This window comes from Bacteroides sp. AF39-16AC (genome assembly GCF_003602735.1).
Taxonomy (GTDB): domain Bacteria; phylum Bacteroidota; class Bacteroidia; order Bacteroidales; family Bacteroidaceae; genus Bacteroides; species Bacteroides uniformis.
This window is the reverse complement of record NZ_QTLN01000002.1, coordinates 351,398-377,432: the sequence shown is the minus strand read 5'-3', so window position 1 is coordinate 377,432 and position 26,035 is coordinate 351,398. Positions and strand designations below refer to the sequence as shown.

Below are 26,035 nucleotides of genomic sequence, written 5' to 3'. Positions count from 1 at the left end.
TAAGCCTGCTTATTTTTAATACAGAGGTGAAGCCCGGCTTATTGAAAAGTAGAAATAATTTCGGTGTTTTCTGATACAAAACAAAAAAAGATGCCGCTAAATTTCGTTGATAGCTATAAAAAACTTACTTTTGCGGGTCGAAATAGATAAATAAGAATAATAACAAAAAGATTATATAAAAATGGCAGAACAAAAAAAGACGAATGAAGCCTTAAACGTGGAGGATGCACTGACACAATCGGAGGCCTTTTTCATTAAGAACAAAAAAGCAATCATCGGCACTGTAGTAGCAGTAATCATCATCATTGCCGGTGTAGTGATGTACAAGAACCTTTATGCAGACCCCCGTGAAGAAAAAGCACAAGCTGCCTTATTCAAAGGGCAAGAATACTTCGAAGCAGACGCTTATGCACAAGCACTGAACGGTGATAGTATCGGTTTTGCCGGATTTGTAAAAGTGGCAGACGAATACAGCGGCACAAAAGCAGCCAATCTTGCAAAAGCCTATATGGGTCTCTGCTATGCACACCTCGGTAAATATGACGAAGCAGTGAAAGCATTGGACAGCTTTGACGGAGACGACCAAATGGTAGCTCCTGCCATGAAAGGTGCTATGGGTAACTGCTATGCGCAGCTCGGCCAACTGGACAAAGCCGCTTCCATGCTGCTGAAAGCCGCCAACGAAGCCGACAACAACTCCCTCAGCCCCATCTACCTGCTGCAAGCTGGAGAAATCCTGGTAAAGCAAGGTAAGTATGACGATGCAATCCAGGCGTATACCACTATCAAGGATAAATACTTCCGTTCATACCAGGCAATGGATATCGATAAGTATATCGAACAAGCCAAACTATTGAAGAAGTAATATACCTTATTATAAAAATATCTCAGGCACGGATTACACGGAAAACACGGAAAGACACAATAGCCGTGAATCCGTGTAGTCCGTGCCTCTTTTATCTCTCCTCTCCCTTTAATTTTCAATTATTAATTCTTAATTCCTTATTTATGGCAACAGCTTATCACAATCTTTCAGACTACGATTTCAGTTCTGTACCCAGCGCGGAAAAAATGAAATTCGGCATCGTTGTATCTGAGTGGAATTATAATATTACCGGCGCTCTCCTAAAAGGTGCCATAGACACCTTAAAAAAACATGGAGCCAAAGATGAAAATATTCTGGTAAAAACAGTACCCGGCAGTTTTGAACTGACTTTCGGCGCCAACCAACTTATCGAATACAGCGAAGTCGATGCAGTTATTGCAATTGGTTGTGTAGTCAGAGGAGATACTCCACATTTTGACTATGTTTGCATGGGTGCTACCCAAGGAATTACCCAATTAAACGCAAGTGGCGATGTACCAGTAATTTACGGATTAATTACTACCAATACTATGGAGCAAGCAGAAGACCGCGCCGGTGGCAAGCTGGGTAATAAAGGAGACGAATGTGCAATTACTGCAATAAAAATGATAGATTTTGCTTGGAGTTTACAAAAATAGTCGTATCTTTGCACCGCAATTGAGAAACAAACCTACTCAATGAGAGAATTGAGATAGAATCTTAAGTGCAAAAGGGCAAATACCAGAGTGGCCAAATGGGGCAGACTGTAAATCTGCTGGCTTACGCCTTCGGTGGTTCGAATCCATCTTTGCCCACAAAAAATTGCGGAAGTAGCTCAGTTGATAGAGCATTAGCCTTCCAAGCTGAGGGTCGCGGGTTTGAGCCCCGTCTTCCGCTCTTCTGAAAATCAGATAGTTATCGTAAGATTTCTATCTGATTTTTATTTTTAGAGAATGCTGAATTTAGTGTGGTTTAACCGAGTGAGTTAAACCAGGAAGTCAACCGAATGACGCAAAGCACAAATTCATGGTTATTTAAATAAGATATTTCTGAGAATATCATCTAACCACGGCTCTTTCATCTTTTCCACAAAAACATCATTCTTTAGTTGAAAAGCCTTTTTGTAAACACTCTGCATTTTCAAATTATAGCGCACCGTATCATAGCGGACTACTGACTGGTAAAATCTGGTATCAACAGCGACAATTTCATTTTCTATTCTCAATGTATCCTCAGCTGTATCGGAAACTCTTCCAGTCTCCATCTGTGCGAATGAAATGCAGCTACCTCCGATTAGAGCCAATAATGTTACCAATATTTTATTCATACGCTACTGTTTTCTACAAAGATACAATATTCAAAGAACAAACATCTCTTTTACAAAAAAAATTCCATTATACCATAAACGCTTATAAGGCAACGCACACATTTGTATATCAAAGTTCAGTTTTAGTTAATAAAATTATGTAAGTTTGTAAACGAATAAAAAGCTCCCCTCCAATGAACAACATCATTCATAAAATCAGGCAGATTTATCCGGTTTCCGAAGAAGCTCTTCAGGCATTGCTGATGAATATGCAGGTAAGACACTACCCTAAAGGAACTTATATAGTACAAGCAGGAGTGACAGACCGTTTGGTTTATTTCATTGAGGAAGGGGTCACCCGTTCCGTATTTCATCACGACGGACAAGATACCACCACTTGGTTCAGCCAGGAAGGTGATGTAACCTTCGGAATGGATTCACTGTACTATCAGCAGCCGTCAGTAGAAAGCATTGAAACTCTTTCGGACTGCAAAATCTACGTCATCCACATAGACAAGTTAAATGCTCTCTACGAAACATATATTGATATAGCCAACTGGGGCAGAATACTGCATCAGAACGTAAACAAAGAGCTCAGTCATATGTTTGTGGAAAGGCTCCAACTGCCTCCCAAAGAGCGGTATGAACAATTTAACCGCCGTTACCCCAGACTGATAAATCGGGTGAAGCTAAAATATGTGGCAGCCTTCTTGGGTATTTCCATCTATACTCTCAGCCGGGTACGCGCAAAAAAATAGAAGATTGCCGTTCTTTTTTGCTTTTAAGCAAAAGAACTTCGCTTCGCATGGCGTATCTTTGAGATCCGAAAACATTAACCAAACAACAGAAAAAAAACAGATGTCGCACATTTCATCTTCTGCCTTTTCAGACACCAAAGCACATTATGACCTTCTCGACGGGCTCCGTGGCGTAGCAGCCTTGATGGTTATATGGTATCATATATTCGAAGGCTATGCTTTTGCCGGTGGTAGCATTATCGAAACCTTCAACCACGGCTATTTAGCTGTAGATTTCTTCTTTATACTATCGGGATTCGTTATCGGGTATGCTTATGACGACCGTTGGGGCAGGAACCTCACAATGAAAAACTTCTTTAAACGGCGCCTGATACGTCTCCATCCGATGGTCATTATGGGAGCTGTCCTGGGTGCCATTACTTTCTGTCTTCAAGGATGCGTACAATGGGACGGAACACATATTGCCCTCTCCATGATTATGCTGTCCCTTCTTTGCACTATATTTTTTATTCCCGCAATGCCAGGTGCAGGTTATGAAGTCCGTGGTAATGGCGAAATGTTTCCTTTGAATGGTCCATGCTGGTCCTTGTTTTTTGAATATTTAGGCAACATCCTTTATGCCTTGTTTATCCACCGCTTATCAAACAAAGCCCTTGCCGTACTGACAATATTGCTGGGAGTGGCATTGGCATCATTCGCCATTTTCGACATCTCCGGATACGGAAATATGGGGGTAGGCTGGACACTGGACGGAATAAACTTTGGCGGCGGATTGCTGAGGATGCTTTTTCCTTTCTCCATGGGCATGCTTTTGTCGCGCAACTTCAAGCCTATCAAGGTGAAAGGTGCTTTCTGGATATGTGCCATTGCATTGGTTGCCTTGTTTTCAGTGCCCTACTTGGAAGGTGCAACACCGGTCTGTACAAATGGCATTTATGAAGCGTTCTGTGTAATCATCGCTTTTCCGGTTCTCGTCTGGTTAGGAGCTTCCGGTACCACAACGGATAAAAAATCGACCCAGATATGCAAGTTCCTGGGAGATATATCCTATCCAGTCTATGTGATACATTATCCATTTATGTACTTGTTCTATGCATGGCTCATCAAGAACCAGCTCTTCACGTTGGAGCAGACTTGGCAGGTTGCCTTATGCGTTTATGCATGGAATATATTGTTAGCCTATCTATGCCTGAAATTCTATGATGAACCGGTACGGAAATATCTGGCCAGACGCTTCTTGAGCAAAAAACAATAAACAGTCCGTCACGGAGATTATGCTGATTCGCACAGATACAAATTCCCGATATAAATTCAATCTGCGCAAATCAGTATGATCTTTGTGGCGAACTGTTATTCCAGATAAAGCGGTTCCACTACTTCCATCACATTCTCATGGAACCACTCATCCAATTTTGCCTCTACCTTATCCTTTATCTGTGGAGTGATGTATTTCTTCATTTTCTTATAAGCATAGATTGCAGCAAATCCCTTCCCTACCATAAAGACTTGTCCCAAGAGGTCTTCTATACCGGCAGGAAACACAATGGCCACCAAAGCAATCATGATATTTGTCCTTTCACTCTCTGGAGTAGAATCAGCAGTCAGGACATAATAAGCTGTCAGTACGGGACGACCAGCTGCCCGACTACCTTTCTTTATATACTCCTCTACTTTAAGACGAATCTCGTCCATAGAAAAATTCATTTTCATATTCATAATCTCCTCTTTTTATTTATTAGACGCAGAAAGATGAAGTTTGGTTGCAAAAATCTGCAAATAACATAAAAATAGTTCTGTGGAACAATCACAGCCCCACAGAACTCTCATAAAACCATCTAATCTATACATGTAAATCTTACAATACTACAAATTTCACAATTTGTATATAATCAAGAACCTTATCCAAACTATAATTGAATTTCCTTACCGGAAACGATACATTTCTGTACATCTATTACCCCATATTTCACATCTATAAACGGCTTTCCTTCCTTAAGTCCAACATTACCAAAACCCGTTTCCGTAGACAAGAATGAAGTGAAATCATCTCCAATCCGCGAATCTATATACAAAATTTTGTCTACTGCATCATAGCGTATTCCCGTAAGGCCTTCTAGCATAGCATAACTGGCCATTGCACGAGCATACCATGCTCCACACTCATATTCATTAAACGGATTACGAACACGACCATTATAACGATCACGGCAAGTTCTCACTATTTCAAGCCCTTTTTCCACTTCTCCTTCAAACATAAGATGAGCAGCCACTTGATATTCAATTCCAGTCCACACTTCGTTACTGTATACAAAAGGCAATTTTAGCTTACCACCTTTCGGCCAGGTACAAAGTAATAATCCCCCATCCTCTCCCAATGCAAAGGTGGAACGTTGAGGGTTGACATGGTTACTTAAGCTCTTTTTAAAGTTATACTTATGGACAGAAATCAAATGACTTTTTACTTTCAGACGATCGACCACCTCCGGCATTCCACATACCAATGTCATCCAAGAGCCCAATATTCCGTCAGACAAACAACCTTTACCATACTGATATTTCGGACCTTCTTCTTGTAGGATTTTTAAAGCTTCTGGCGTATAATGGGTCACAAACGATTGGGCATCAACTGGGTCTGGAGCGTCCAATCCAGTCCATTGAATGTTCTGAATAAAATACTCTCCATCAAAAAGTTTGCTCTCCAAATATGCTTTACTTTTATTCATCAATTCTTCATAACGGGAAATATCATCGCCTACCGTTTTACCCATCAAGCAAATAGCTTGTAATGCTCCTACATAAAAACTGGTAATCATCCCATTCGCGCCCCAAAACTCTATATCATACGTATTATGGTGAGGTTCTTCAACAGCTCCAACCTCTCTCGGATCCCAAGTACGGATACAATAATCCATACTTTTCTTCACAGCTGGATACATCATCTTCAGCCAATTTATATCACCCATAATTCTCCATTCACGATATACCTTCATTATACCTCCTAATTGCCCATCTGCCGCCGAATGAAAATCATGGACAGTAGGACTGATAGGCAGATTCGTACGGAACACTTGATGTCCCCTTTTATCCTGGCTCACAAAAAATTCTGTTTCACGTAATGTACGTTCTAATTTTGGGAAAAGATGAGATACAGCTTGCGCATAATTCCAAACATGCGTGCATGAACCATGACAAGAGCCCCAATTATCATGACTTCCCTCCCAATTCCACATACGCCCATCGTATTGGCGAAGTACTGTAGTAGATTTCAATATACTCAAATTAGCAGCAACAGCCTCCTTAACTTCAGGTGGAAGAGTAGAATCATAGAAAGCATCAGTGAACAACTGAGTATTCTTTTTCAATGCATCATAATTATCCAACCAGTAGTTTGCAACATCTTGTATACTGCCAAACCTACTGCTATACCAAGGGCGGTAATTCCCTTCAAAATTATTCTCATAAGTATAACAGTTACTCAATTCATCTGGACAAACTGGTGCATCAGGGATATCAGTATCTGTACGTGGGATTCCACCTATTCGTTCTTGTGAATAAGGGACATACCAAGCCATGTACAACCTTATATTACGAGTCTCACCAGGTGCTAAAGTAAACGGCACATATAACGAAGCTCCCACTGCTCCTTCCAAGCCTGCTGGATTCTCTTCCATTCTGCCCTCTTCCAAGTTATCCCAACAAATGCTCAATGGGTCGAACCAACCTCCACGAAACCAGTTATGATTAACTACTGTCTGGGGATTGTCAGTATAAATCATAAAATCACCTTGACAGAAAGGTTCATTCTCTGTGCCTGTCTGTCTTAGAATGAATCCATTCTTTGCTGCATCTATATACGCTTTACCCCTACCCGGAGTTTGCATAAAATTCATACTATTATATGAAAAGACGGCTTGTACTTCCTCATTACTGGTATTATGAAACTCATATTCAAACCCAGCAACCGGTAGACTTGAATTATCTTCATCCGTTGGTATAAATGGATTCCAGGCAACCAGTTTCACATCTATAGGGACATTCTGATCTGCCAACTCTACCTCCGCAAAAGGGAAACGTGACTGGAAACTATACTCCTTAAACCGGGGCATTCCCCATGAGCCGCCGTCTCCACGGCTGGAATTAGGAGCACCAAATTTTTTCCATTCTGGAACCGGCCCTTCCAGAATTCGTGTACCATGCTCATAACCTTTCACATGAATTGCAGCAAACATCGTTGGTTCATTGAAAACATTCGGTCTATGACGTATAGACATATTACTCAATGCTCCTGTTCCTTCAATACAGAACATGCCCGTGCCTATACCTCCTATAGGGAAAGCTATTTTACGCGTATATTCACCTATATACTTCTCATTATAGCCACGTTCAACCGCACTCTCATGATGCCAGCACCCTTGAAAAATCAGTGCACAAACTACCAGACATACTAATAAATATTTCGTCATAAATACTGTATTTATTATCAATTTTTTATTTTGTATCAGGAGCTACAACTGTATAGACAGCACTACTTCTACCGGAAGGAAGGCGGAGATAACATTTTATATTTACTCCACTGAAAGATAAAGGTAACTGCAATGTATCCGTATAGAGTTTTCCATATAAACGAGGATCGGTACCATCTGTGGTATAATATATATCAGCACCCTCTACTGACGGCTTCAAATCCACTATCGCGTTACCGCCTCTAACAATAGCTTTATCCCAACCAATCGGTTCGGGAATACGGAAAGTAACCCCTTGTCTATCCAGTTCAGCCAAACATCCCGCTAATCTTTCACGGAAATCTGCATAATTCTTCTTTTCCGCAGGTGACCAACCTATTTCTGAAAGGGCCATAGCCCGAGGATATGCCATATAGTTCACTTTATCAGGATGATGTATAAATTCTCCCCAAACATTGGCTTGTACCCCCATTATATAACCACATTGCTCTTTTGTAAGCTTAGGCGTATAAGGTTCATAGCTGTAGATATGTTCCAACGTAACCAGTCCTCCTATATTTAAAGGCTCATTAGTACAATCCTCACTCTGATAATAATCAATATACATATAGTTATTGGGAGCCATCACCACTTTATGCCCCATTTCCGCTGCAGCAATTCCACCGTTTTCTCCTCTCCAGCTCATTACAGCAGCATTCGGTGCCAGACCACCTTCTAAGATTTCATCCCAACCAATGATTTTTCGCCCCTTCCCCGTTACAAATTCATCCAAATGATGGATGAAGTAGCTTTGTAATTCATGTTCATCTTTCAATTTATTTTCCTTAATGCGTCGTTGACACTTCGGACATTCTTTCCAACGTCTTTTAGGTGCCTCATCACCGCCTATATGAATATACTCACCGGGAAACAAATCTATCACCTCGGATAAAACATCTTCTACAAACCGATAGGTTTCATCATTACCGAGACAAAGAACTTCCTCCTTAATACCCCAAGTTTCCGGTATCCGAAATGGTCCGCCCGTGCAAGACAGCTCCGGATATGTAGCTAAAACAGACATTGTATGTCCTGGTAAATCGATCTCCGGAACAATAGTGATGTACCTATCTGCCGCATATTGGATAATCTCCTTAATCTGCTCCTGAGTATAGAATCCTCCATGTGGAATACGATCTTGTTCTGTCGGATTATGCCCCCACTGAGTACTATTACGCCATGCCCCAATTTTGGTCAATTCTGGATACTTTTTTATTTCAATACGCCACCCGGCATCTTCTGTCAAATGCCAATGGAATCTATTTATTTTATAACGAGCCATTAAATCTATATACTCTTTTACATATTCCACTGAGTAAAAATAACGTGCAACATCCAACATCAAACCACGATAACCAAAACGGGGTTCATCATTTATCATAATATACGGAAGCTGTATGCATCCATTTCCCTGATCAACAAGTAACTGCTGCAATGTCTGAATTCCATAAAATATTCCAGCTTCACTTCCCTTGATTGTTACTCCCTTATCATCCACAACTAATGAATATGCCTCTAAAGGCATTTTCTTGTCTATCTGCAAATGAATGGCATTCTTTCCTTTCGATCCTTTCTTCAAAGTCACCCCAAACCGTCCATCTAAATAATTATTAAAGAGACTGACTGTTTTGGTAAGCGCATCATTACTGTAATTTATACGTGTATCGGCAGATACATCCCAAGAACCTTCTCCCATCACCATTTCTTTTGGCATAGGAATTACTGACTGTGCATTACAAGGTAACGTACCGAGAATAATACATATTACCAATATGTATTCCCATCTGATTTCGTGTTTAATCATGACTGTAATTCAATTTTATATCTATATCCTTTTGTTTATTCACCTTGATATTTACTGTCTCGAATCCTTTGGCAGAAATCGTTAGCACATCGTTTTCTACAGTCAGAATGGAATATCTTCCGCCTTCCTTACTTATAACCGTTCTACCAGAATAATTAGATTTGATTTCAATTCCACTTATAGGGGTTGCTTGTACATCTCTGACACAACCAGCAACCTTTATCTTTCTTCCTGGATTCTTCACAATTTCATCCATGCAGAAGTCGTTATGACCAAGACTATTACTAGTCACCGGCTGTCTGCCAACAAAGATTGTCCTTCGTAATCTGATATCATCTGAGGCTGTTCCTATCTGTATTTCATACTCCCCTTCTTCTACTACTTTTTTCATGCTCAAATCATATAAGGCCAATTCTTGTATTGGTAGCTTCAAAACAACTGTCTGCATTTCGCCTGGTTGTAAGAATGGTTTTGAGAATGCCTTCAGTTGCTTGACTGGAGTCACAACCGAACTGACCACATCTCGAACATAAAGCTGTACTACCTCCTTTCCCGCTACACTACCCGTATTCTTCAAAGATACACTGACAATCAAGGTATCAGATGGATGTAATAACTCTGCAGAATAATGAGCATTCAAATACTCAAATGTAGTATAACTCAATCCATGCCCAAAAGACCATAACGGAGCTGGTGAAGAAAAAACATAATCACGTCCAGGTTCATTTGGTCTACCAGGACGACGATAGAATCCTTTGTCCGTTGGCAAATGATTATAAAAAACCGGTAAATGTCCTACGCTCTGCGGAAACGAGAATGGAAGTTTGGCTGAAGGATTAATATTTCCCAATAACATATCAGCTATTGCATCTCCAGCTTTCTCACCACCGTACCATTGTACAACTATGGCTGGAATATGTTCTTTTATCCAAGAAATAGAAAAAGGCTTACCTGTAACCAATACAACTATAACAGGTTTTCCTATTGCATAGATTTCTTCCACCAATTCTTCTTGTACACCTGTCAGATCCAGAGAAGAGAGGTCAAACCCCTCCCCACATGTAGCATCTGAATAGTCACGTGCCAGTGAAGCACTAGAAGAACCAACAAATACAACAGCCATGTCACTCGCTTTTACAGCAGCTACAGCTTCATCAAATCCGGATTTATTATCTGTAATAAGATCACATCCTGCCGCATAATTTATTTTTATCTTATTTCCAACTCGTTTCTTTAGGCCTTCAAGTGGAGTAACCCCATCTTTATTACTCCGGCTCCATGTATAATCCCCGAACTGTACTTGATTAGCATTCGGCCCAATCACTGCTAATGATTTTATTTTATTCAAATTTAAGGGTAAAAGAGTATTTTCATTCTTCAATAAAACAATCGATTCATCAGCTACTCTGCGCGATAGCTCCACCGCTTCTTTAGTACGCATGGCTACTCCCGGCATGTCAGCGCCCTGATATGGATTCTCGAACAATCCTAATTCAAATTTAACACGTAAGATACGTCCAACAGCCAAATCCACATATTTTTCATCAAACCTGCCTTGCTCTATCAATTGATCCAAAGCCCAATAGCAATTACTGGAAGCTTCCAAGTCCACCCCCGCAGTCAAGGCTTGGATAGCCGCTTCACTATCATCCTTAGCTGTATGCTGAAAATCCTTCAACATAGCCACTGCCCCCCAATCGGAATATACATATCCTTTGAATCCCCATTCATTGCGTAAAATATTCGTCAGTAAATAAGAAGAAGCAGAATTAGGGATGCCATTCCAGGAATTATAGGAGGTCATCACCGCCTTCACTTCCGTATTCCGAACAGCCATCTCATACGGCTTGATATGGATATTACGTATATCCCGTTCTCCACTCTCAACTGAAGCCAAGTTCAGCCCTCCCAAAGGAGCTCCTCCCGGTCCAAAAGGTTTCAACATTGGAGATATTCCTCCGTCAATATAACCTTTCACTTGTGCAATCCCCATCTGTCCCACTAGCCAAGGATCTTCACCAAACGATTCCTCAACACGCCCCCATCGCAAATCCCGAACAACATCCAATCCTGGTGAAAGAGTCTGAATTACCCCTTGGGACCTTAATTCTGTAGCAATTGCTTTAGTCATCTGATAAGCCAAATCTAAATTAAAAGTACTACCAACGGCTACAGATTGAGGAAAAATGGTAGAACCATCATGTACCGAGCCATGTAAAGACTCAGTTACTGTAAAAACTGGGATTCCCAAGCGTGTCTCTTCAACCATATATTTCTGAATTGCATGAAATGCTTTCCGCACATTTTCACCAGTAAGATTGAATCCCTCAATACAGCCGTAACTAATATCACCAGCTGCATCTCTTAATTTTTGGTAATCCACCTCTTGACCATTGTATAATTGATAACCATGCAAATGACTTAATTGTGCTATTTTTTCTCGTAATGTCATTCTGCCCAATAAATCTGTAACCCGTCGTTCAACAGACATACTAGAATCCTTGTACACCGGAATGCATTGAGCTATGGAATCTACGGCAATAAGAACCGACAATATAAAAGGTAATAACCATTTTTTCAAAATTCTATCTTCAAGTAACATATTTCAGTAATTCAAAAAGTAAATATAAATATCAATCTTATGGTATAGCTTGATGGTCTGTATCACGCATTCTATACCAATCAACCAACTTTTCTTTCTCTGGTAATTTGAACGCCAGAGGTACAGCTTTGTCTTGATACCAGAAAGCCGCCGAAGAGAATTTAAAGGGCCGGGTCTGCTCCGGTTTACGGGGATTTATAAAATCAAAAATAAAACTTTCATTGAAACAGATTGCATCTTGCTCATGATAACGATACATACTCACCATCGAACGGAGCGGATCCTTTATAGGAACTCCATGCAACTCTCCACAGAATTCACCTTCCCTAAAATACCAGCCACCATTAAAATAATCTTCAAGTCCAGAACCAACTATAGTCGGTACACTTTTGTCTTCCGTATCGATATAAATAAACTCGGGTGCTTCCAAATATCCCAAGTAGTTTGGAAGCCAACTCTGCATGGACAAGGAACAGCCAATAAAATGTCCATGTCCTTTAGTCTGCAATATGGTTAATGGTTCATAACCAGGATTGGTACCAGCATTATATAAACAATGGAATCGTCCCATATCCTCAGGTAAACTCTCCAATTGATCATAATTGGCATTTAAGAAAACGCTTGTAGTCAAACGGTGATGAAGATTTTCCACTTCTATCCTTACCTTTTTAAATGGCATCGGAAAATAACAATAGAAACCTCCACTGGACATACCTATATATTTGGACATATAATGCTTATATTCACAATGCCCTATACCAAAGAAGTCACCAATCGGACATTCTACAGAAGGATAGTCCTCACCATCCCAATAAATACGCAAAATCAGCATTTTCAAAATAGTAGGATCAGGCCACCGCTCCTTACTTAAATCCCAATTTTCCCAAAACCAACCATTAATAGTAAACCACATACGGGTAATTACACCAGGAGAAGTGTGATCTACCAGTACGGATTTCTCACCCGGTCCAACCAAATGGGCTTTAATCTTAGTATTCAAGTCAAAAGTCGTAAACTGACGAGATACAGCGTTACGCATAGTATGGATAGATGTAAAAGCAGAGGTTTGAATGTCTCTCCGTTCTTTCTTGATGGGATTCAATGCATGCCCTACACCAGGTAATGCTGCCAATCCTACGGCACCTGCCATAGTAGCCAATGCTTTACGACGAGACATCTTTTGAGGGCTGGAATCCATATTGCCCGGAATTTGTTTTCTCTTCATCATATTATGTATTAACAATTATCCTTGCGGTTCAATCTCTAAAATAGAGCCTTGTATATGTCTAGTACCTTTGGCTCTGTCAAAGTTTATATAGTATACCACCAATACCCTCTTCTCATCCAGCTGTACAGCCCATGTATATCCGACATCTCCATCATCCGCATCATCTCTTATGATAATCTCAGGAGCCGTGGCAAAATCTGTACATTCTGCATTAAGAATTCTGGCTCTAACTCCACAAGGTTCATGACGATAACCATATGTCAACAAAACTCTATTGTCTGGCAGCCTCATTGCCTGGAGAGGATGTCCTTTGAACCCCATACTTTTCCATTCACCAAATGTTTTCCCACCATCTATGGACCGTGCAATACAAGCTTGGTCACCAAACGCTTCCGAACGCATAAAAGCAATCAAATCCCCATTAGGCGTTTCATACATGGAAGTCTCATTAAACGAGACCTTTTTATCTTTAGCAATTTTCGTACCGTATTCCCATGTTTTTCCTTTATCTTTGGATATAAGCAAATAGACCGACGTATTTCTTAAAGCTTCTGTATCAGAAGCTACTACTGCCCAAAAAATACGTCCATCTTTTCCTTCATACAAAGCGCCACGATTATAAGCCGGCAATTTACCTCCCAATCCACTATAATTTATTTCAGACGGAACGCTACAAGGTATAATCAAATCATTCCAAGTTCTACCATCATCATAAGAACGGAGCAAATATCCTCCTGCAAAAACAGCGTCTGTATTCTGTACGAACAGTTTCTTAAGAACAGCTAAACCATCCGGACGAATAAATGTCCACAAATAACTAGCACATAGCAGTGTTCCATCTTTCAACTTCAACAAACATGGATCTTGTGAGCCTCCAAACGGATGGGCATAAAGCAGTTCCGGTTCCTTGGTCCAATGTTCGCCATCTTTGGATCTCACTACTACCAGATAACTATTCGGGTCCAAATGATTATTCTTCTTCTCCTTAAAGACTTTACGGTCTGGAGCTCTTCTGAACGATACCAGTATCTCTCCATTCGATAATCTTACAGCTGAAGGAAAAGCGGAGTAAAACATGGTATCCTTATATATTATTACATCCTTTATTTTCTTGACACCTGGTATCAAAACGTCATTCTGTTGAGCAAACAATGTTGTCGCAGAACACAAGTAAGCAAGCAGACAATAAAAGAGAAATATAGATTTCTTCATATATTTTATTATGTTCGTTTATCAATCTTTCCAATATGCTGTAAAGTTACAACATATTGGAAAGATTTCAATAATATACTTCATTTATCCCAACCAGGATTTTGAGTAACTATATCAAACAATATACAACAACTATTCCCCATGTTCACTAATACATAGATTAATATTTTTATCAAATATGATTTCATCTACAATAATATTATTTGTCATATCCTGGATTTTGGCCATTTTCCCAATTATCCGGCCCACCATTCTGTTCAAGAATTTTGGGATTTTGGTCCAATACTTGACGTGGAACTGGAAATACATAATTTTTCGATTCAAATTTCCTCTTCCCATCAGGAGCTTGTATTACTGTATATTTTAATCTTCCATTCACTTCCTCTATTCTCATAGCTTGCAACCCTTGACTATACACTTCTTCAGCTATTTTCCATCTTAAAAGATCAAATCTGCGTTTATCTTCAAATGCTAGTTCTACTCTACGTTCACGGCGTATAGCTTTCCTCATCTCATCTTTGCTTAATCCCTCCTTCAATTTAGGCAAATATGGCTCTTCAGGATTTCGTTCTCTTACAGCATTCACTGCATCATAAACAGAAACATCTGGGCCAACCGACTCATTACGAGCTTCTGCATAGTTCAAAAGCACTTCTGCATATCTAAATAAATAATAATTTTGGCTACTTGTTGCCCCATCCCAATTTGCTGCCCCTAAAGCAATATTTGGATTCATTCGCTTACGCAAATTATAACCTGTATTAGTGGCATCACTAGCATCTGATAGGTCCAACTCATTCAAACTATTCATTCCTAAACGAGTATAAATAGTAGTATTATACCAATAAGAACCATCATACACAATTGTTTCATAAAATCTCTTCTCTCTATTCAGATAGGGATTTTGTTCATCATAACCAGAATCAGGTTCATCAATTGTTTTGCCATTACTCATTGCATAATCTGCAACTAAATTATGCGTCGGATTGACAGCTCCCCAACTCGTATGTCCTCCATTTCCTGTATAGGGAGTTGACATATAACTAGACTCCCTTCCCCCTTTAGCTCCTGGATAATATTGGCGGTAGAAAATACCTTCCTCATTAACGTTTCCCTCAGGTAAAAATAATTTACCATAATCAGGATATAAATGATACACGGCTAAATCCATTATCTCTTGATTAGTCGCTGCCGCTTGTTCCCACCTTCTTAAGTCATTATCTGGATTATGCAAAGGACTTGCAAAATACAATTCAATCCAGCCTTTTAATGCTAATGCAGCTCCTTTTGAAACTCGTCCAGGCTCTTTTGTTATTGACAAGTCAACAGCGGCCAATCTCAGCTCATCAATTAAAAAATCTGCAGTCTCCTCTACAGTAGATCTAGATACAAAAATTTCATCTCCTTGAGTTATACGATCTAAAGGTTCAGTAATCAATGGTACCCCCCCATAATTCATCCACAATATGTGGTAGAAAAAAGCGCGTAGAAAGCGTGCTTCAGCTATTCTTTCTTTTTTATAATTATCTGACAAGTTAGATTTTGAAACCTCTTTAATGAATATATTACACTTTCTTATAAAAGAATAATTTGTATCCCAATAAATATTTAAAGTTATACCTCCATCAGGATAAGCATAAGGAGTATAAGACGATTCTCTCTCCAAACTTCTAGAAGGAGCCCATGAAAAACCATTCATAGAATTGTCACTAAAATTTTCAAATGGATCTTGATAGTTATTTCCATCTGGTAATTTGTCATAGATATCATTTAGAAATAAATCTGCAGAACTTTCATCAGCCCAGATATTTCCATCTGACAAACGATCCCTAGGAATTACATCAAGCAAACTATCATCACAAGCCGTTAAAGCAGTACAAATAGCAACTACAAAATAATACAACTTTTTCATAACTAATTTCATTTTAATGTATTAAAATTTAATATCCACACCAATAGAAATTACTTTTTGTTGAGGATAATAGATACCATTTTGATCACTAATTTCCGGATCAAAATTTTTAATTTTACTCCATGTGAAAATATTCTGACCAGACACATATATTCTTGCTGATTTGATCCCAACCATATCGGCTAAAGACTTGGGGATCGTATATCCTAACTCTCCCGTCTTTAATCTTAGATAATTCCCATTATGTAACCACCAAGATGAATACTGAGTATTATTTGTAGCAGGAATTGTTGTCACACGAGGATTTCTAGCATTTGGATTATTAGGAGTCCATACATCCAATGCAGTTTTTGGCACAGATGAATTATTTGTAAATGGCCATGCTCCAACATCTCCAATCCAGAAATCTCGTTTTGCAGCACCCTGAAACAACAAAAGCAAATCAAATCCTTTATATCTAATACTAGGAGAAAATCCATATACAATTTGTGGAATATTAGAAAGTCCAATAGGCACCATATCATCTTCAGTAATTGAACCGTCTTTATTAGTATCCTGATACTTTAAGTCACCGGGATGCACTGTTCCCCAAGGCTGTTTTACATTATACTCATCTGAATCAATAATACCATTCCCATTCAAATCATCCGAAAGTTGAAAGTACCCTAAAGCTTTATAACCGAATTTTTGTCCCAGTGGTCTACCTGTTTGCCTCCGATATGGATTATTATAAGTAGCTGGAGTCTCAAATATCTCAACAATCTTATTTTTAGCATAAGTAAAATTCACTTGAAGTCCTGCGGAAAAATCTTTTGTAAATTGATTAGATGCATTTAAACTAAATTCAATGCCTCTATTTTTCATTTTACCTTTATTTTCCTGGGCTATCCCAATACCATACTCAAATGGTACAGTAACTTGAGGCTTTACCAACATATTACTTCTATATTCAGAGAAATAATCTATCGAAAATGATATTTGATTATTAAGTAGTCCCAAATCAAAACCTATATCCATCTTTCTAGCCTTCTCCCAAGTTATATATTTATTAGGCTCTAATAACTCAGACAAACCTTGTGTTGGTTTACCATTCAAAACAGCAGAATTACTATACAGATTATAAGAGCTGAGATACTGGAACGGATCTGCCGCCAAAGCACCAGATTCTCCATACGAAGCTCTCAATTTCAAATTACTCAGCCAATTAAAACGCCCTTTCAAAAAGTTTTCTTCTGAAATACGCCACCCTATTGAGGCAGATGGGAAAAAGCCAAACCGATGATCTGGAGCAAAATAATAACTACCGTCATAACGAGCAGAAGTTTCAAATAAATATTTACCATCATATGCATAATTTACACGATATATGATAGAGCGCTGTTTCGTTTTAGAGGAATTACCACTATTTTTTATATCTGCGGGATCAGAACTTCCATTATTCAACTCTGGTATATTAACATTATAATTCAATCTAGAGGCCTCAAAGGAATCTCCTTGCGTATTTCTCATCTCAAAGACCACTAGCCCTCCCACTTCGTGTTTACCAAAAGTATTATTATATTGAATTTGTCCTTGCAAGGTGAGACTTTGATTTTCAGAATAATTCTGAGTATATGTAGGTTTTTCTGGTCCGTCACTACCTGCTTGTACATATTCAGGACTACCACTTGACATGTCAACAGTGTAATAAGGCATAGGAGTTTTCCAAATCTTTTTATGAATAGGCTTCAAATCGTATGCTATAACTCCTTTCAGTTTCAATCCTCTAACAAACGGCAAGTCTTGTTCTATAACCATTTGGTTATACATAACATAGTTACGATATTTATTAAATCCACTTTGATAAATTTGACCATATACAGTGCGGCCTTCAAATTCTCCAGCCAATCCACCTGGGTAAACCAATGGAGCAATCGGAGGAGTACGAAAAGCTTGAGAAAAAATATTCCCTGCACCGCCAGAAGCTACTCCAGGATAATTATACTGTTCAATCCGTCCAGTAACAGCCAATTCTATTTTAGTTGTTTTTGTAGCCTGAGCCTGTATTTTGGACATTAAACTATATTTATGCATATTAGTTGTTTCCCACATACCACCCTGATACAAATAATTTAAACTTATATAATAGTTAAATTTCTCACTCCCACCAGACAACTGAACATTATGACTTGTTATCGGTGAATTTGATTTAATCAATTCTTTTAATACATTGTGATTAGGATAATTTATCGGATCTTTCCCTGATTTATACATTTCCAAATCATAATCTGAAAAACGATGAGGTTGTCCCTGATTATCATTTGCCTGATTAAATAAACAGGCATATTCATAAGAATCGGCAAATTCAGTCAAAACTGTTGGATTTTGCCACCCTACATACCCATTATAAGAGAATTGAGGAGCACCAGAATTTCCTTGTTTCGTTGTTACTAAAATTACCCCATTCGCTCCTGCCATACCATAAGGAGCTACCGCTGCCGCATCCTTTAAAACAGTAATAGAAGAAATACTATTAGGATCAAGACGAGATAATTCACGCTGAATTCCATCAACTATAACCAAAGGGGCACTATTTCCTGTCGTACTTACACCACGAATCATTATATCAGATAAATCTGAACCAGGTTCTCCACTTTTTTGTGTAAATATCACACCCGCCATTCTACCGCCTAAAGTATTAGAAACATCTGCTACTGGTTGTTGGCTTATAATCTTACCATCCACAGAAGAAACAGCTGCTGTAAGTGATGTTTTCTTTTGAGTTCCATAGCCAACTACCACTACTTCCGATAATAATTCACTATCTTCTTTTAGAATAATCTTCATAGTTTTCTCAGCTTTAACTTCATATGTCTGATAACCAACATAAGAAACTTTTAAGACAGTTCCAGTCTTTACATTCAATGTAAACTTACCATCAAGATCAGTTATATCACCATTGGCTGTTCCTTTTTCTACAACACTAGCACCTACTATAGGTTCACCATTAACATCTAATACTACTCCTGTCACAATCTGAATCTGATATTGCTCTTTCTTCTCATCTATTACAAATTCACTAGCCAACGAGTAATTTTGTAAAATACTTATCAGAGCAAAAGTGACAACAGCACAAATTCTACAAGAAAATGTCATTTTCATAATACTACATTTTAAAATTAATTAAAGAATTTATATCACTTTACTTTTAATTTTTTCTCCATTTCTGTTCAATCTCCTCCAATGATAACCCTTTTGTCTCCGGCAAGAATAAATACCCCCATACCAAACCCAACACGGCAATAAATCCATAAAGAAAAAATGCACCTGCCGGATTCTCAGAAGTCGTTTGTCCAACAACAATTTCGGTACCTGGTATAGAAAAAAAATCTATAATCTTAAAGAAAGTAAAGGAGACGATGCAATTAAATATCCATACAGCCAATGAACCTATCGAAGTCCCCAATCCCCGTACTTTCTGCGGAAATATCTCGGAAATGACCAACCATCCCAAAGGTCCAATACTAATTGCAAAAAATGCAACATATCCAAACATAAAAACGACCATTAACCACCTTCCGATTTCGCCCAACTGATTAGCATAAATAAAACAAGCACTAAGGCACAAAACAGAAAAGGCAATTCCTGACAGACCAATAAAATACAACTTTCGTCGTCCGATTCTATCCACTAAATAAAGAGAAATCACTGTAAATACAACATTTACAATTCCAATACCTACAGAAGCCCAAATAGCAGAGAGTGTACTTTCAAATCCTGCCATCAGGAAAATCTTCGGACTATAATAAATAACTGTGTTAATACCTACAAACTGTTGAAAAAACATAATACAAACAGCAATCATTAGAGGAGTTCTCAACCAAGGCTGCATCAAATATCGCCATCCTACCGCACTATTCCTATCTTTCTCTATTTCCACCTCCATTTGTCCAATTAAATCATTTACTGTATTTTCCGGTTCTATTTTCTGCAACACTTTCCTACATTCTTTCAACCGTCCTTTACTCAACAGCCACCGAGGTGTTTCAGGCACAAAACACATACCTACCAGTAATACCAAAGCCGGTACGACACCTGCCCAAAACATCCATCTCCAACAATCCAACTTGTTTTCATCAGCCCAAAAGGTATCTGACATGTATGAAAGTAAAATACCTATTGTAACCATTAACTGAAACATTGAAACCAGACGTCCCCTGGATTTAGCTGGAGCAATTTCTGCTATATACAATGGAACAGTAAATGATGCCACACCTATAGCTATACCAAGAAACAGACGAGAAAAAACCAAGCTCGTCAAATCCGTTGCCAGTCCTGACCATAACGCTCCCACTGCAAATATCACAGCAGAAACCAATATGATTTTTCTTCTTCCAAATATATCAGATAAACGCCCACAACATACAGCCCCCAACATAGCTCCCAACAAACCAGCCGCCGTAATCCATTCAACATCATTATTATCTATTCCCCAATCTGACTGAAGAAATGGAATCGCTCCTGAAATTACCCCAGTATCAAAGCCGAAAAGCAATCCTCCTGTTGCTACAACTGTAGCTATTAAAAATATTATATGTCTGTTTTTCATATTAAACTTATATTTTAGGGTTCAAAACTTATCCAAACTTCCTTTTTCACTGACGGATTCGGAACATATAAGAAAGTATCCGGAGCATCTTCAAAAATTTTATAAATGGATTTACCTTTCCCAATACCTAAATCATGATACTCTCTTGGAGCCTTTCTTACCAGTTCCGAAAAATGATAGTTTGTATTTCTGATCCACTTCAATCCATCACCCTCAAAAACAGGATACCATGCAATACCTTTATGACGACGAATCTCAGCATATTCAAAACCATATTCACGGTCACACCATGCACCAAACACAAGAGATTCATCTGCATTCGTACTAATGGTAGCATGTACCCAATATGGAGGGACCACCACCACATCGCCAGGCTGTGCATAAACAGCATAACACCTCCCCGGTTCATCTGTAGCCGACTCTTGCATGTAAATGACCGCCTCTCCATTCCATATCTCATAAACCTCTGGAGTGGACCATTGACTAAAAGGTGAGACCTTATGAATATGTCCCTGACTGCGAATGGGTTCCATTCCCAAACTTCCTTTGGCATAAGCCACTACTCCAAAAAGCAAATGCTGTTTTTGCAAAAGCGCTTTATGAACAGTCTTACCCACATCCATAGCTATAGAATAGACAATATCCGGTCCTTCACATTTCGGATCCAACAAACTAGACCGGATATCATCCAACCGCCGGTTTTCTACTGTCGGGCCAAAAACGTCCTTACCATAAATAAAACCTAACGGATTTTCTGTTATCCCTATATCAATCCCCTTATCAAAATTATCTTTATGCATGATGTCTTACAAAAGCTTTAATTGTTCCACATTCCATTCCTTCAGACTCCCCATAAGGTTTTATTGTATATTCCTTTATGGCAGCAGGAATAATAAAAGTTTCCGCATAATGGACAACAAACGGAGAAAATTGTCCTATAGGACTTTCCACTATCACCGAACGTCCCTCAATCAGATTCAGAACATTAACACCCGACTCATTCTTATGCAAAACTTTGTCCGTGAACCAATGTCTTCTTGTTTCTATAAATTCCCATTCATGAAGTCCCGTCTTTTCTTCACGCCAAGAATCTCCTTCGCCAATAACAGAGACCTTGTTTATCAGTTCTTCTTTCACCCAAGACTCCGTTCTATTCCATTGTATCACATTAGCCCCATGAGCTATATTAATCGGACGCGGTCTGCCATCCAGTCCCATCCGTCCCCAATCCCACAACTTAAATGTAAAGATGTATGGGGTTGCACTAATCTCAAGTACCATGCTATTCCTTCCCGAACAATGTACCGTACCAGCCGGAATTAAAAAATGATCATGCTTCTTTGCCGGATAAATACCTACATACTTCTCCACTTCAAATTCACCAATCCTTTGCGATTTTTCCAATTCATCAAGCATCTCCTCCGGTTTAATATTATCCTTCAAACCCAAATATACAGTTGCCCCCTCCTTAGCATCCAAAATATAGTAGCTCTCATCCTGCGTATAATGCATCCCAAATTTCTGTTGTATATATTCAGTCAAAGGATGAACTTGTAAGCTTAGATTGCCGCCTTCTATCGTATCAAGAAAGTCAAACCGTATTGGAAACTCATCACCAAACCTGCCATACACAGCATCACCCAATAACTGTCGGGGATAAGCAAAAATCAAATCAATTGACGGTATTTCCACTTTCTCATCCCCAAAGGCCAACAACAGACTGTTTTCTTCAGGTACACAGTCAAAACACCAAGCATAATTAGGCATCGTCCGTTCTAAATCGCAAACATCTTTCATCCACTGTCCTCCCCAAGGCCCCGGATCAAAAAAGGGAACTACACGAAACGGACCATTTACCGCTTTCTCCAATCCCTCAAACATCGCTTTGCCTGTAATCATCTTAGGATGATTGCGCCGGTTCGTATCCAAAACATAATCCACCTTTGCCATCAGCATCTTTTTGTGCCTATCGCATATTCTCCAATCTACGAAAAAAGCTCTTTTATACTGCAAGGAGGTTCGTTCTTCTTTATTGTTGACACCTATATTTGATATTTCATTTTTACGGAATCTGGACTGTATCTCCCATCTTGCCATATCGGCATAAATCAACAAATCAGGATGTTCACAAAGATAGGCCGCACCAACCCCATAGACTATTACAATACCAGACTGCAAATCTTCTATCTGTTGCCGGATACCAGTAACTTTATCGAAATCAAAAAAACATTCCATTGTATACCGGGTCAGATAGCCGAATAATTCATCATCGGTAATATCAGGATAGAAAAAATCATTGATTTTCTCTTCCGGCAACATCGCACTATCTGTATGAACAAATAAAGCATTATTGAACCTACCGGCAAAAGCATTACGTATATCATTCTCAAACACTCCTTGATAGCACTCAATCGCAACCACTTTCAACGGCTTCTCCAGTACCTTCAAACGTTCACTGATACTATCGGTAATGGCAAACCAACCGGAAATACAGTCATCCGAATTATAGGACACCTGCACAAAAGGATATTTATCGTAATTAGCAGAATACTTCATCTTTTATCTTTTTTCTTAAACAATATTCCAAACCATACAAAGCTGCATAATCTCCCAAGCTAGAAACTACCACAGATACTTTTGCACTCGGAGTCCAGGCAAACTTTGACACCCGTTCCTCGATATAAGGCACTATCACTTTATGGCTATTCATGATTCCCCCTCCAAGTATCACCACTTCAGGATCATAAGCATGAATAAAATTTATAACAGCAGCTCCCCATATTTCAATGCATTCATTTCGTACCAATAACGCGTCTCTATTTCCTTGTTCCGCCAATTGGAAGATTTCTTTAAAATCATAATTCTGAGATGACATTTTAAACGAAGGAGACAGGCAAGCATGATCCTTTATAATTTTATGAAGGAAGAATGAAGAGGACAAAGCCTCCACACACCCCTTGTTTCCACAAGAGCATAACCTTCCTTTGTAGTCTACTACAAAATGGCCACCCAACGAACCTGCTTGAAAGTGCTTTCCATACATTACCTCACCATTCATAATGACTCCCGATCCTATGCCCGTACCAATAGTCATCATAACAACGCTATCATATCCTCTGCCGCTCCCATATTGCCATTCTCCAATTGCTGCAAGCCGTGCGTCATTATCAATGTAAAAGGGGGCTCCCCAATGTTCATCCGCCCATCTATCCAAATCAAGCTCCACTCCATCATCATATTTTTCATTCGTAGATATAATAATGCTTTTTTTATTATTTACTAGCCCTGGAAAAGCTATACCCACTCCAAAGAGGCGCTTCACACCATTTGAATTTAGCAGGAAATCAATTGCATTTTCAATCTCCGGCAAACTTGCTGTCATATCCAAATCTTGACGAGAAGGCATTTTTACATAGTCTACCAGTTCTCCATTGCGTAAGAGACCGACTTTTGTAATGGTTCCTCCCAAATCTACAGCTATGATATACTTCATATTCATATTTCTATCAATTGGGGATTGCCATTCACACACTGTAAAGATGCAGAAAACCCGTTCTCCAAAATCACTTGATAATCATGTCCTGCGTCCGAAGGCCAACAAGCAGCGAATGACAGAACAGAATATCCTATATTTGCCACACGATGGGCCACCCCTCCAGGTATATAATGAAGACTACCCGGAAACATCCGCTCACTCCAAACCCTTCGGTTCTGATCCATCATAATCAATCTGCCTTCACCTTCCACTCCCCAATAGTACTCCCCACGATTCATATTGGCATGAAAATGTCCTTTGGTCATGAAATACTCATCACCAACCTTACCTGGATAAATTCTCGTGATTCCGAAATAGAGTCCCCCTGGCGTTCCTTCTTCAACCGGCAGATGACAAGTCACCTCATACAATAAAGTATCAGGAGACATCTGTTCATAAGCCTCACAATTATGAAAAACACCTCGTAAATCAGCCAAAGTCTTCAAACTCCTCTTCACATTTTCACCGATCAAAGAATCCTTTATAAAGAGCAAAGGCGACTCATTTGTTCTCTTATCATTCATCAGCATCATACTTTTAAAATCTTATATTGCAAAAGTACGCTGATATGGAACTCGCTCTTTCCTCTATATTTTCCGATAATTATGGTATTTTACCATTATTCGCAGCAAATGGATAAAACCTTGCAAAAAAAGTAGAAAACCAAGGCTCTAACCACCAAATATTCAATGATAAAATAGTAGAATCAAATGGCTTGTTTAGCCTTTACTCCAAACTGCTTTTGGAACTGCGACGGGGACATTCCTGTCACTTTTTTAAATTGGGATATAAAATTAGATAAGTTAGGGAATCCGACTTCCCCACTGATAGTAGAAATCTTCATTTTGTTTTCCAGTAATAGTTTTTTCGAATAACCGATACGCATTTCGTTCAAATATTCTACAAAGGTTTTCTTGGTCCTCTCCTTGAAATAACGGCAAAAAGCTGTCGGGGTCAATCCAACCAAAGTCGAAACTTCTTCCAACCTAATGGAAGTCGCAAAGTTCTTGACGAGAAACTTGTATACCTTATTAAATCTCTCAAAATCTTCTGAATTTACAGAATTCGTAAATCCCACTGAGGCCAGTAACTCATACTCAGTCGATGTGGCCATCAGCTCAAGAAGTGTTAAAAGATTCGTTACCTTCCGAACCCCTACATCATTCACCGAACTCCTTATAAACCGGGTTATCTCTAATTTCGAATTTCCGGTAAACTTCAGTCCACGCCGTGATCTCTCTATCAAATCACGAATATTATTCATTTCTGGTAATCTGATAAAATTCGGATCAAATATCTCACGTTTAAAGAACAGACAGATACACGTAGCACGCAAACCAGACTCCTTATCAAAATAAGCATCATCATTACGCCATTCATGAGGGAGATTAGGGCCAATCATACATACATCCCCCTCCTCATACTGTTCTATGCAATCCCCGACAAAACGAGTTCCTATACCTCTAGTTATATACATTATCTCTATGGCCGGATGATAATGCCAAGGTACAATGAAGTGCGGCAAGTCTTCTATATAATAATGTATATGACTGTCTATTGGGAATGGCAGATCTTGGTAAAGTGGTTTCATAGTCATCTAAGTCAATAATCACCGTTAATTATAAAAGCGAATATAGATAATTATTTTATCAAAGCAAGCTATTGTATGTTAAAACTCATAGTAACATCAAAATATAAATATCAATCTTATACTCAAACAAACAAATGATATCTTTTGTATCTT

General features: G+C 39.0%; 19 protein-coding genes and 2 tRNA genes. 6 read left to right on the top strand and 15 right to left on the bottom strand.

Annotation, left to right across the window (positions count from 1 at the left end; genetic code table 11):
- The first annotated feature begins 181 nt into the window (after positions 1-181).
- The 4 genes from DW039_RS03730 to DW039_RS03715 all read left to right on the top strand — a co-directional run bounded on the left by DW039_RS03730 (position 182) and on the right by DW039_RS03715 (position 1,741).
- Positions 182-865 (top strand): tetratricopeptide repeat protein, encoded by a 684-nt coding sequence (locus DW039_RS03730; protein ID WP_005823621.1) that lies wholly within the window; start codon positions 182-184, stop codon positions 863-865.
- Between the two features lie 143 nt (positions 866-1,008).
- On the top strand, positions 1,009-1,503 hold the full coding sequence (gene ribH, locus DW039_RS03725) for a 6,7-dimethyl-8-ribityllumazine synthase (RefSeq protein ID WP_005823623.1): 495 nt from the start codon (positions 1,009-1,011) through the stop codon (positions 1,501-1,503).
- Between the two features lie 73 nt (positions 1,504-1,576).
- Positions 1,577-1,659 (top strand) — tRNA-Tyr (locus tag DW039_RS03720).
- A 9-nt stretch (positions 1,660-1,668) separates the two neighbouring features.
- Positions 1,669-1,741: transfer RNA gene (locus DW039_RS03715), tRNA-Gly, on the top strand.
- 133 nt (positions 1,742-1,874) lie between these two features.
- Here DW039_RS03715 and DW039_RS03710 read toward each other — a convergent pair.
- Positions 1,875-2,171: a hypothetical protein gene (locus DW039_RS03710; protein ID WP_120381708.1), complete on the bottom strand. Its 297-nt coding sequence runs from the start codon at positions 2,169-2,171 to the stop codon at positions 1,875-1,877.
- Positions 2,172-2,344: 173 nt separating this feature from the next.
- Here DW039_RS03710 and DW039_RS03705 point away from each other — a divergent pair, with 173 nt between their 5' ends.
- Both DW039_RS03705 and DW039_RS03700 read left to right on the top strand, forming a co-directional pair.
- Complete coding sequence (locus DW039_RS03705; RefSeq protein WP_005823628.1) at positions 2,345-2,908, top strand: Crp/Fnr family transcriptional regulator; 564 nt, start codon at positions 2,345-2,347, stop codon at positions 2,906-2,908.
- Between the two features lie 100 nt (positions 2,909-3,008).
- Positions 3,009-4,163: an acyltransferase gene (locus DW039_RS03700; RefSeq protein WP_009037076.1), complete on the top strand. Its 1,155-nt coding sequence runs from the start codon at positions 3,009-3,011 to the stop codon at positions 4,161-4,163.
- A gap of 95 nt (positions 4,164-4,258) precedes the next feature.
- On the opposite strand, the gene DW039_RS03695 is transcribed toward DW039_RS03700, so the two are convergent.
- From DW039_RS03695 to DW039_RS03630, 14 genes are all read right to left on the bottom strand, one after another.
- A complete protein-coding gene (locus DW039_RS03695; RefSeq protein ID WP_005823632.1) occupies positions 4,259-4,624 on the bottom strand; it encodes a hypothetical protein in 366 nt (121 codons plus the stop codon).
- Positions 4,625-4,815: 191 nt separating this feature from the next.
- The gene (locus tag DW039_RS03690; protein ID WP_117703453.1) at positions 4,816-7,371 is read right to left on the bottom strand and encodes a GH116 family glycosyl hydrolase; all 2,556 of its coding nucleotides are present in this window, start codon (positions 7,369-7,371) and stop codon (positions 4,816-4,818) included.
- 25 nt (positions 7,372-7,396) lie between these two features.
- Positions 7,397-9,214 carry a family 20 glycosylhydrolase gene (locus DW039_RS03685; RefSeq protein ID WP_120381707.1) on the bottom strand — a complete coding sequence of 606 codons (1,818 nt, stop codon included), beginning with the start codon at positions 9,212-9,214 and terminating at the stop codon, positions 7,397-7,399.
- Entirely contained in the window at positions 9,207-11,816 is a 2,610-nt protein-coding gene (locus DW039_RS03680) for a glycoside hydrolase family 3 N-terminal domain-containing protein (protein WP_120381706.1), read from the bottom strand. Before DW039_RS03680 ends, DW039_RS03685 begins: the two co-directional genes overlap by 8 nt.
- A gap of 37 nt (positions 11,817-11,853) precedes the next feature.
- Positions 11,854-13,044 (bottom strand): glycoside hydrolase family 172 protein, encoded by a 1,191-nt coding sequence (locus DW039_RS03675; protein ID WP_120381705.1) that lies wholly within the window; start codon positions 13,042-13,044, stop codon positions 11,854-11,856.
- A 15-nt stretch (positions 13,045-13,059) separates the two neighbouring features.
- Positions 13,060-14,256 (bottom strand): sialidase family protein, encoded by a 1,197-nt coding sequence (locus tag DW039_RS03670; RefSeq protein WP_120381704.1) that lies wholly within the window; start codon positions 14,254-14,256, stop codon positions 13,060-13,062.
- Positions 14,257-14,455: 199 nt separating this feature from the next.
- A complete protein-coding gene (locus DW039_RS03665; protein WP_165853097.1) occupies positions 14,456-16,168 on the bottom strand; it encodes a RagB/SusD family nutrient uptake outer membrane protein in 1,713 nt (570 codons plus the stop codon).
- Between the two features lie 21 nt (positions 16,169-16,189).
- Positions 16,190-19,309, bottom strand: a complete 3,120-nt coding sequence (locus DW039_RS03660) for a TonB-dependent receptor (protein WP_119958220.1) — start codon at positions 19,307-19,309, stop codon at positions 16,190-16,192.
- A gap of 46 nt (positions 19,310-19,355) precedes the next feature.
- A complete protein-coding gene (locus DW039_RS03655; RefSeq protein ID WP_120381702.1) occupies positions 19,356-20,756 on the bottom strand; it encodes a sugar porter family MFS transporter in 1,401 nt (466 codons plus the stop codon).
- 14 nt (positions 20,757-20,770) lie between these two features.
- Entirely contained in the window at positions 20,771-21,556 is a 786-nt protein-coding gene (locus DW039_RS03650; RefSeq protein WP_057088399.1) for a glucose-6-phosphate isomerase family protein, read from the bottom strand.
- Complete coding sequence (locus DW039_RS03645) at positions 21,549-23,312, bottom strand: class I mannose-6-phosphate isomerase (RefSeq protein ID WP_120381701.1); 1,764 nt, start codon at positions 23,310-23,312, stop codon at positions 21,549-21,551. The genes DW039_RS03650 and DW039_RS03645 overlap by 8 nt, the downstream gene beginning before the upstream one ends.
- On the bottom strand, positions 23,296-24,255 hold the full coding sequence (locus DW039_RS03640) for an ROK family protein (RefSeq protein WP_005823650.1): 960 nt from the start codon (positions 24,253-24,255) through the stop codon (positions 23,296-23,298). Before DW039_RS03640 ends, DW039_RS03645 begins: the two co-directional genes overlap by 17 nt.
- Complete coding sequence (locus DW039_RS03635) at positions 24,252-24,815, bottom strand: glucose-6-phosphate isomerase family protein (RefSeq protein ID WP_009037083.1); 564 nt, start codon at positions 24,813-24,815, stop codon at positions 24,252-24,254. Before DW039_RS03635 ends, DW039_RS03640 begins: the two co-directional genes overlap by 4 nt.
- 182 nt (positions 24,816-24,997) lie before the next feature.
- Positions 24,998-25,882, bottom strand: a complete 885-nt coding sequence (locus DW039_RS03630) for an AraC family transcriptional regulator (protein WP_016272606.1) — start codon at positions 25,880-25,882, stop codon at positions 24,998-25,000.
- Positions 25,883-26,035 lie beyond the last annotated feature (153 nt).

What these genes read in the sequence shown, in the direction of transcription:
- DW039_RS03730 (WP_005823621.1), top strand. Translation starts at nt 182, where the DNA reads ATGGCAGAACAAAAAAAGACGAATGAAGCCTTAAACGTGGAGGATGCA.
- ribH (WP_005823623.1), top strand. Translation starts at nt 1,009, where the DNA reads ATGGCAACAGCTTATCACAATCTTTCAGACTACGATTTCAGTTCTGTA.
- DW039_RS03710 (WP_120381708.1), bottom strand. Translation starts at nt 2,171, where the DNA reads ATGAATAAAATATTGGTAACATTATTGGCTCTAATCGGAGGTAGCTGC.
- DW039_RS03705 (WP_005823628.1), top strand. Translation starts at nt 2,345, where the DNA reads ATGAACAACATCATTCATAAAATCAGGCAGATTTATCCGGTTTCCGAA.
- DW039_RS03700 (WP_009037076.1), top strand. Translation starts at nt 3,009, where the DNA reads ATGTCGCACATTTCATCTTCTGCCTTTTCAGACACCAAAGCACATTAT.
- DW039_RS03695 (WP_005823632.1), bottom strand. Translation starts at nt 4,624, where the DNA reads ATGAATATGAAAATGAATTTTTCTATGGACGAGATTCGTCTTAAAGTA.
- DW039_RS03690 (WP_117703453.1), bottom strand. Translation starts at nt 7,371, where the DNA reads ATGACGAAATATTTATTAGTATGTCTGGTAGTTTGTGCACTGATTTTT.
- DW039_RS03685 (WP_120381707.1), bottom strand. Translation starts at nt 9,214, where the DNA reads ATGATTAAACACGAAATCAGATGGGAATACATATTGGTAATATGTATT.
- DW039_RS03680 (WP_120381706.1), bottom strand. Translation starts at nt 11,816, where the DNA reads ATGTTACTTGAAGATAGAATTTTGAAAAAATGGTTATTACCTTTTATA.
- DW039_RS03675 (WP_120381705.1), bottom strand. Translation starts at nt 13,044, where the DNA reads ATGATGAAGAGAAAACAAATTCCGGGCAATATGGATTCCAGCCCTCAA.
- DW039_RS03670 (WP_120381704.1), bottom strand. Translation starts at nt 14,256, where the DNA reads ATGAAGAAATCTATATTTCTCTTTTATTGTCTGCTTGCTTACTTGTGT.
- DW039_RS03665 (WP_165853097.1), bottom strand. Translation starts at nt 16,168, where the DNA reads ATGAAAAAGTTGTATTATTTTGTAGTTGCTATTTGTACTGCTTTAACG.
- DW039_RS03660 (WP_119958220.1), bottom strand. Translation starts at nt 19,309, where the DNA reads ATGAAAATGACATTTTCTTGTAGAATTTGTGCTGTTGTCACTTTTGCT.
- DW039_RS03655 (WP_120381702.1), bottom strand. Translation starts at nt 20,756, where the DNA reads ATGAAAAACAGACATATAATATTTTTAATAGCTACAGTTGTAGCAACA.
- DW039_RS03650 (WP_057088399.1), bottom strand. Translation starts at nt 21,556, where the DNA reads ATGCATAAAGATAATTTTGATAAGGGGATTGATATAGGGATAACAGAA.
- DW039_RS03645 (WP_120381701.1), bottom strand. Translation starts at nt 23,312, where the DNA reads ATGAAGTATTCTGCTAATTACGATAAATATCCTTTTGTGCAGGTGTCC.
- DW039_RS03640 (WP_005823650.1), bottom strand. Translation starts at nt 24,255, where the DNA reads ATGAATATGAAGTATATCATAGCTGTAGATTTGGGAGGAACCATTACA.
- DW039_RS03635 (WP_009037083.1), bottom strand. Translation starts at nt 24,815, where the DNA reads ATGAATGATAAGAGAACAAATGAGTCGCCTTTGCTCTTTATAAAGGAT.
- DW039_RS03630 (WP_016272606.1), bottom strand. Translation starts at nt 25,882, where the DNA reads ATGAAACCACTTTACCAAGATCTGCCATTCCCAATAGACAGTCATATA.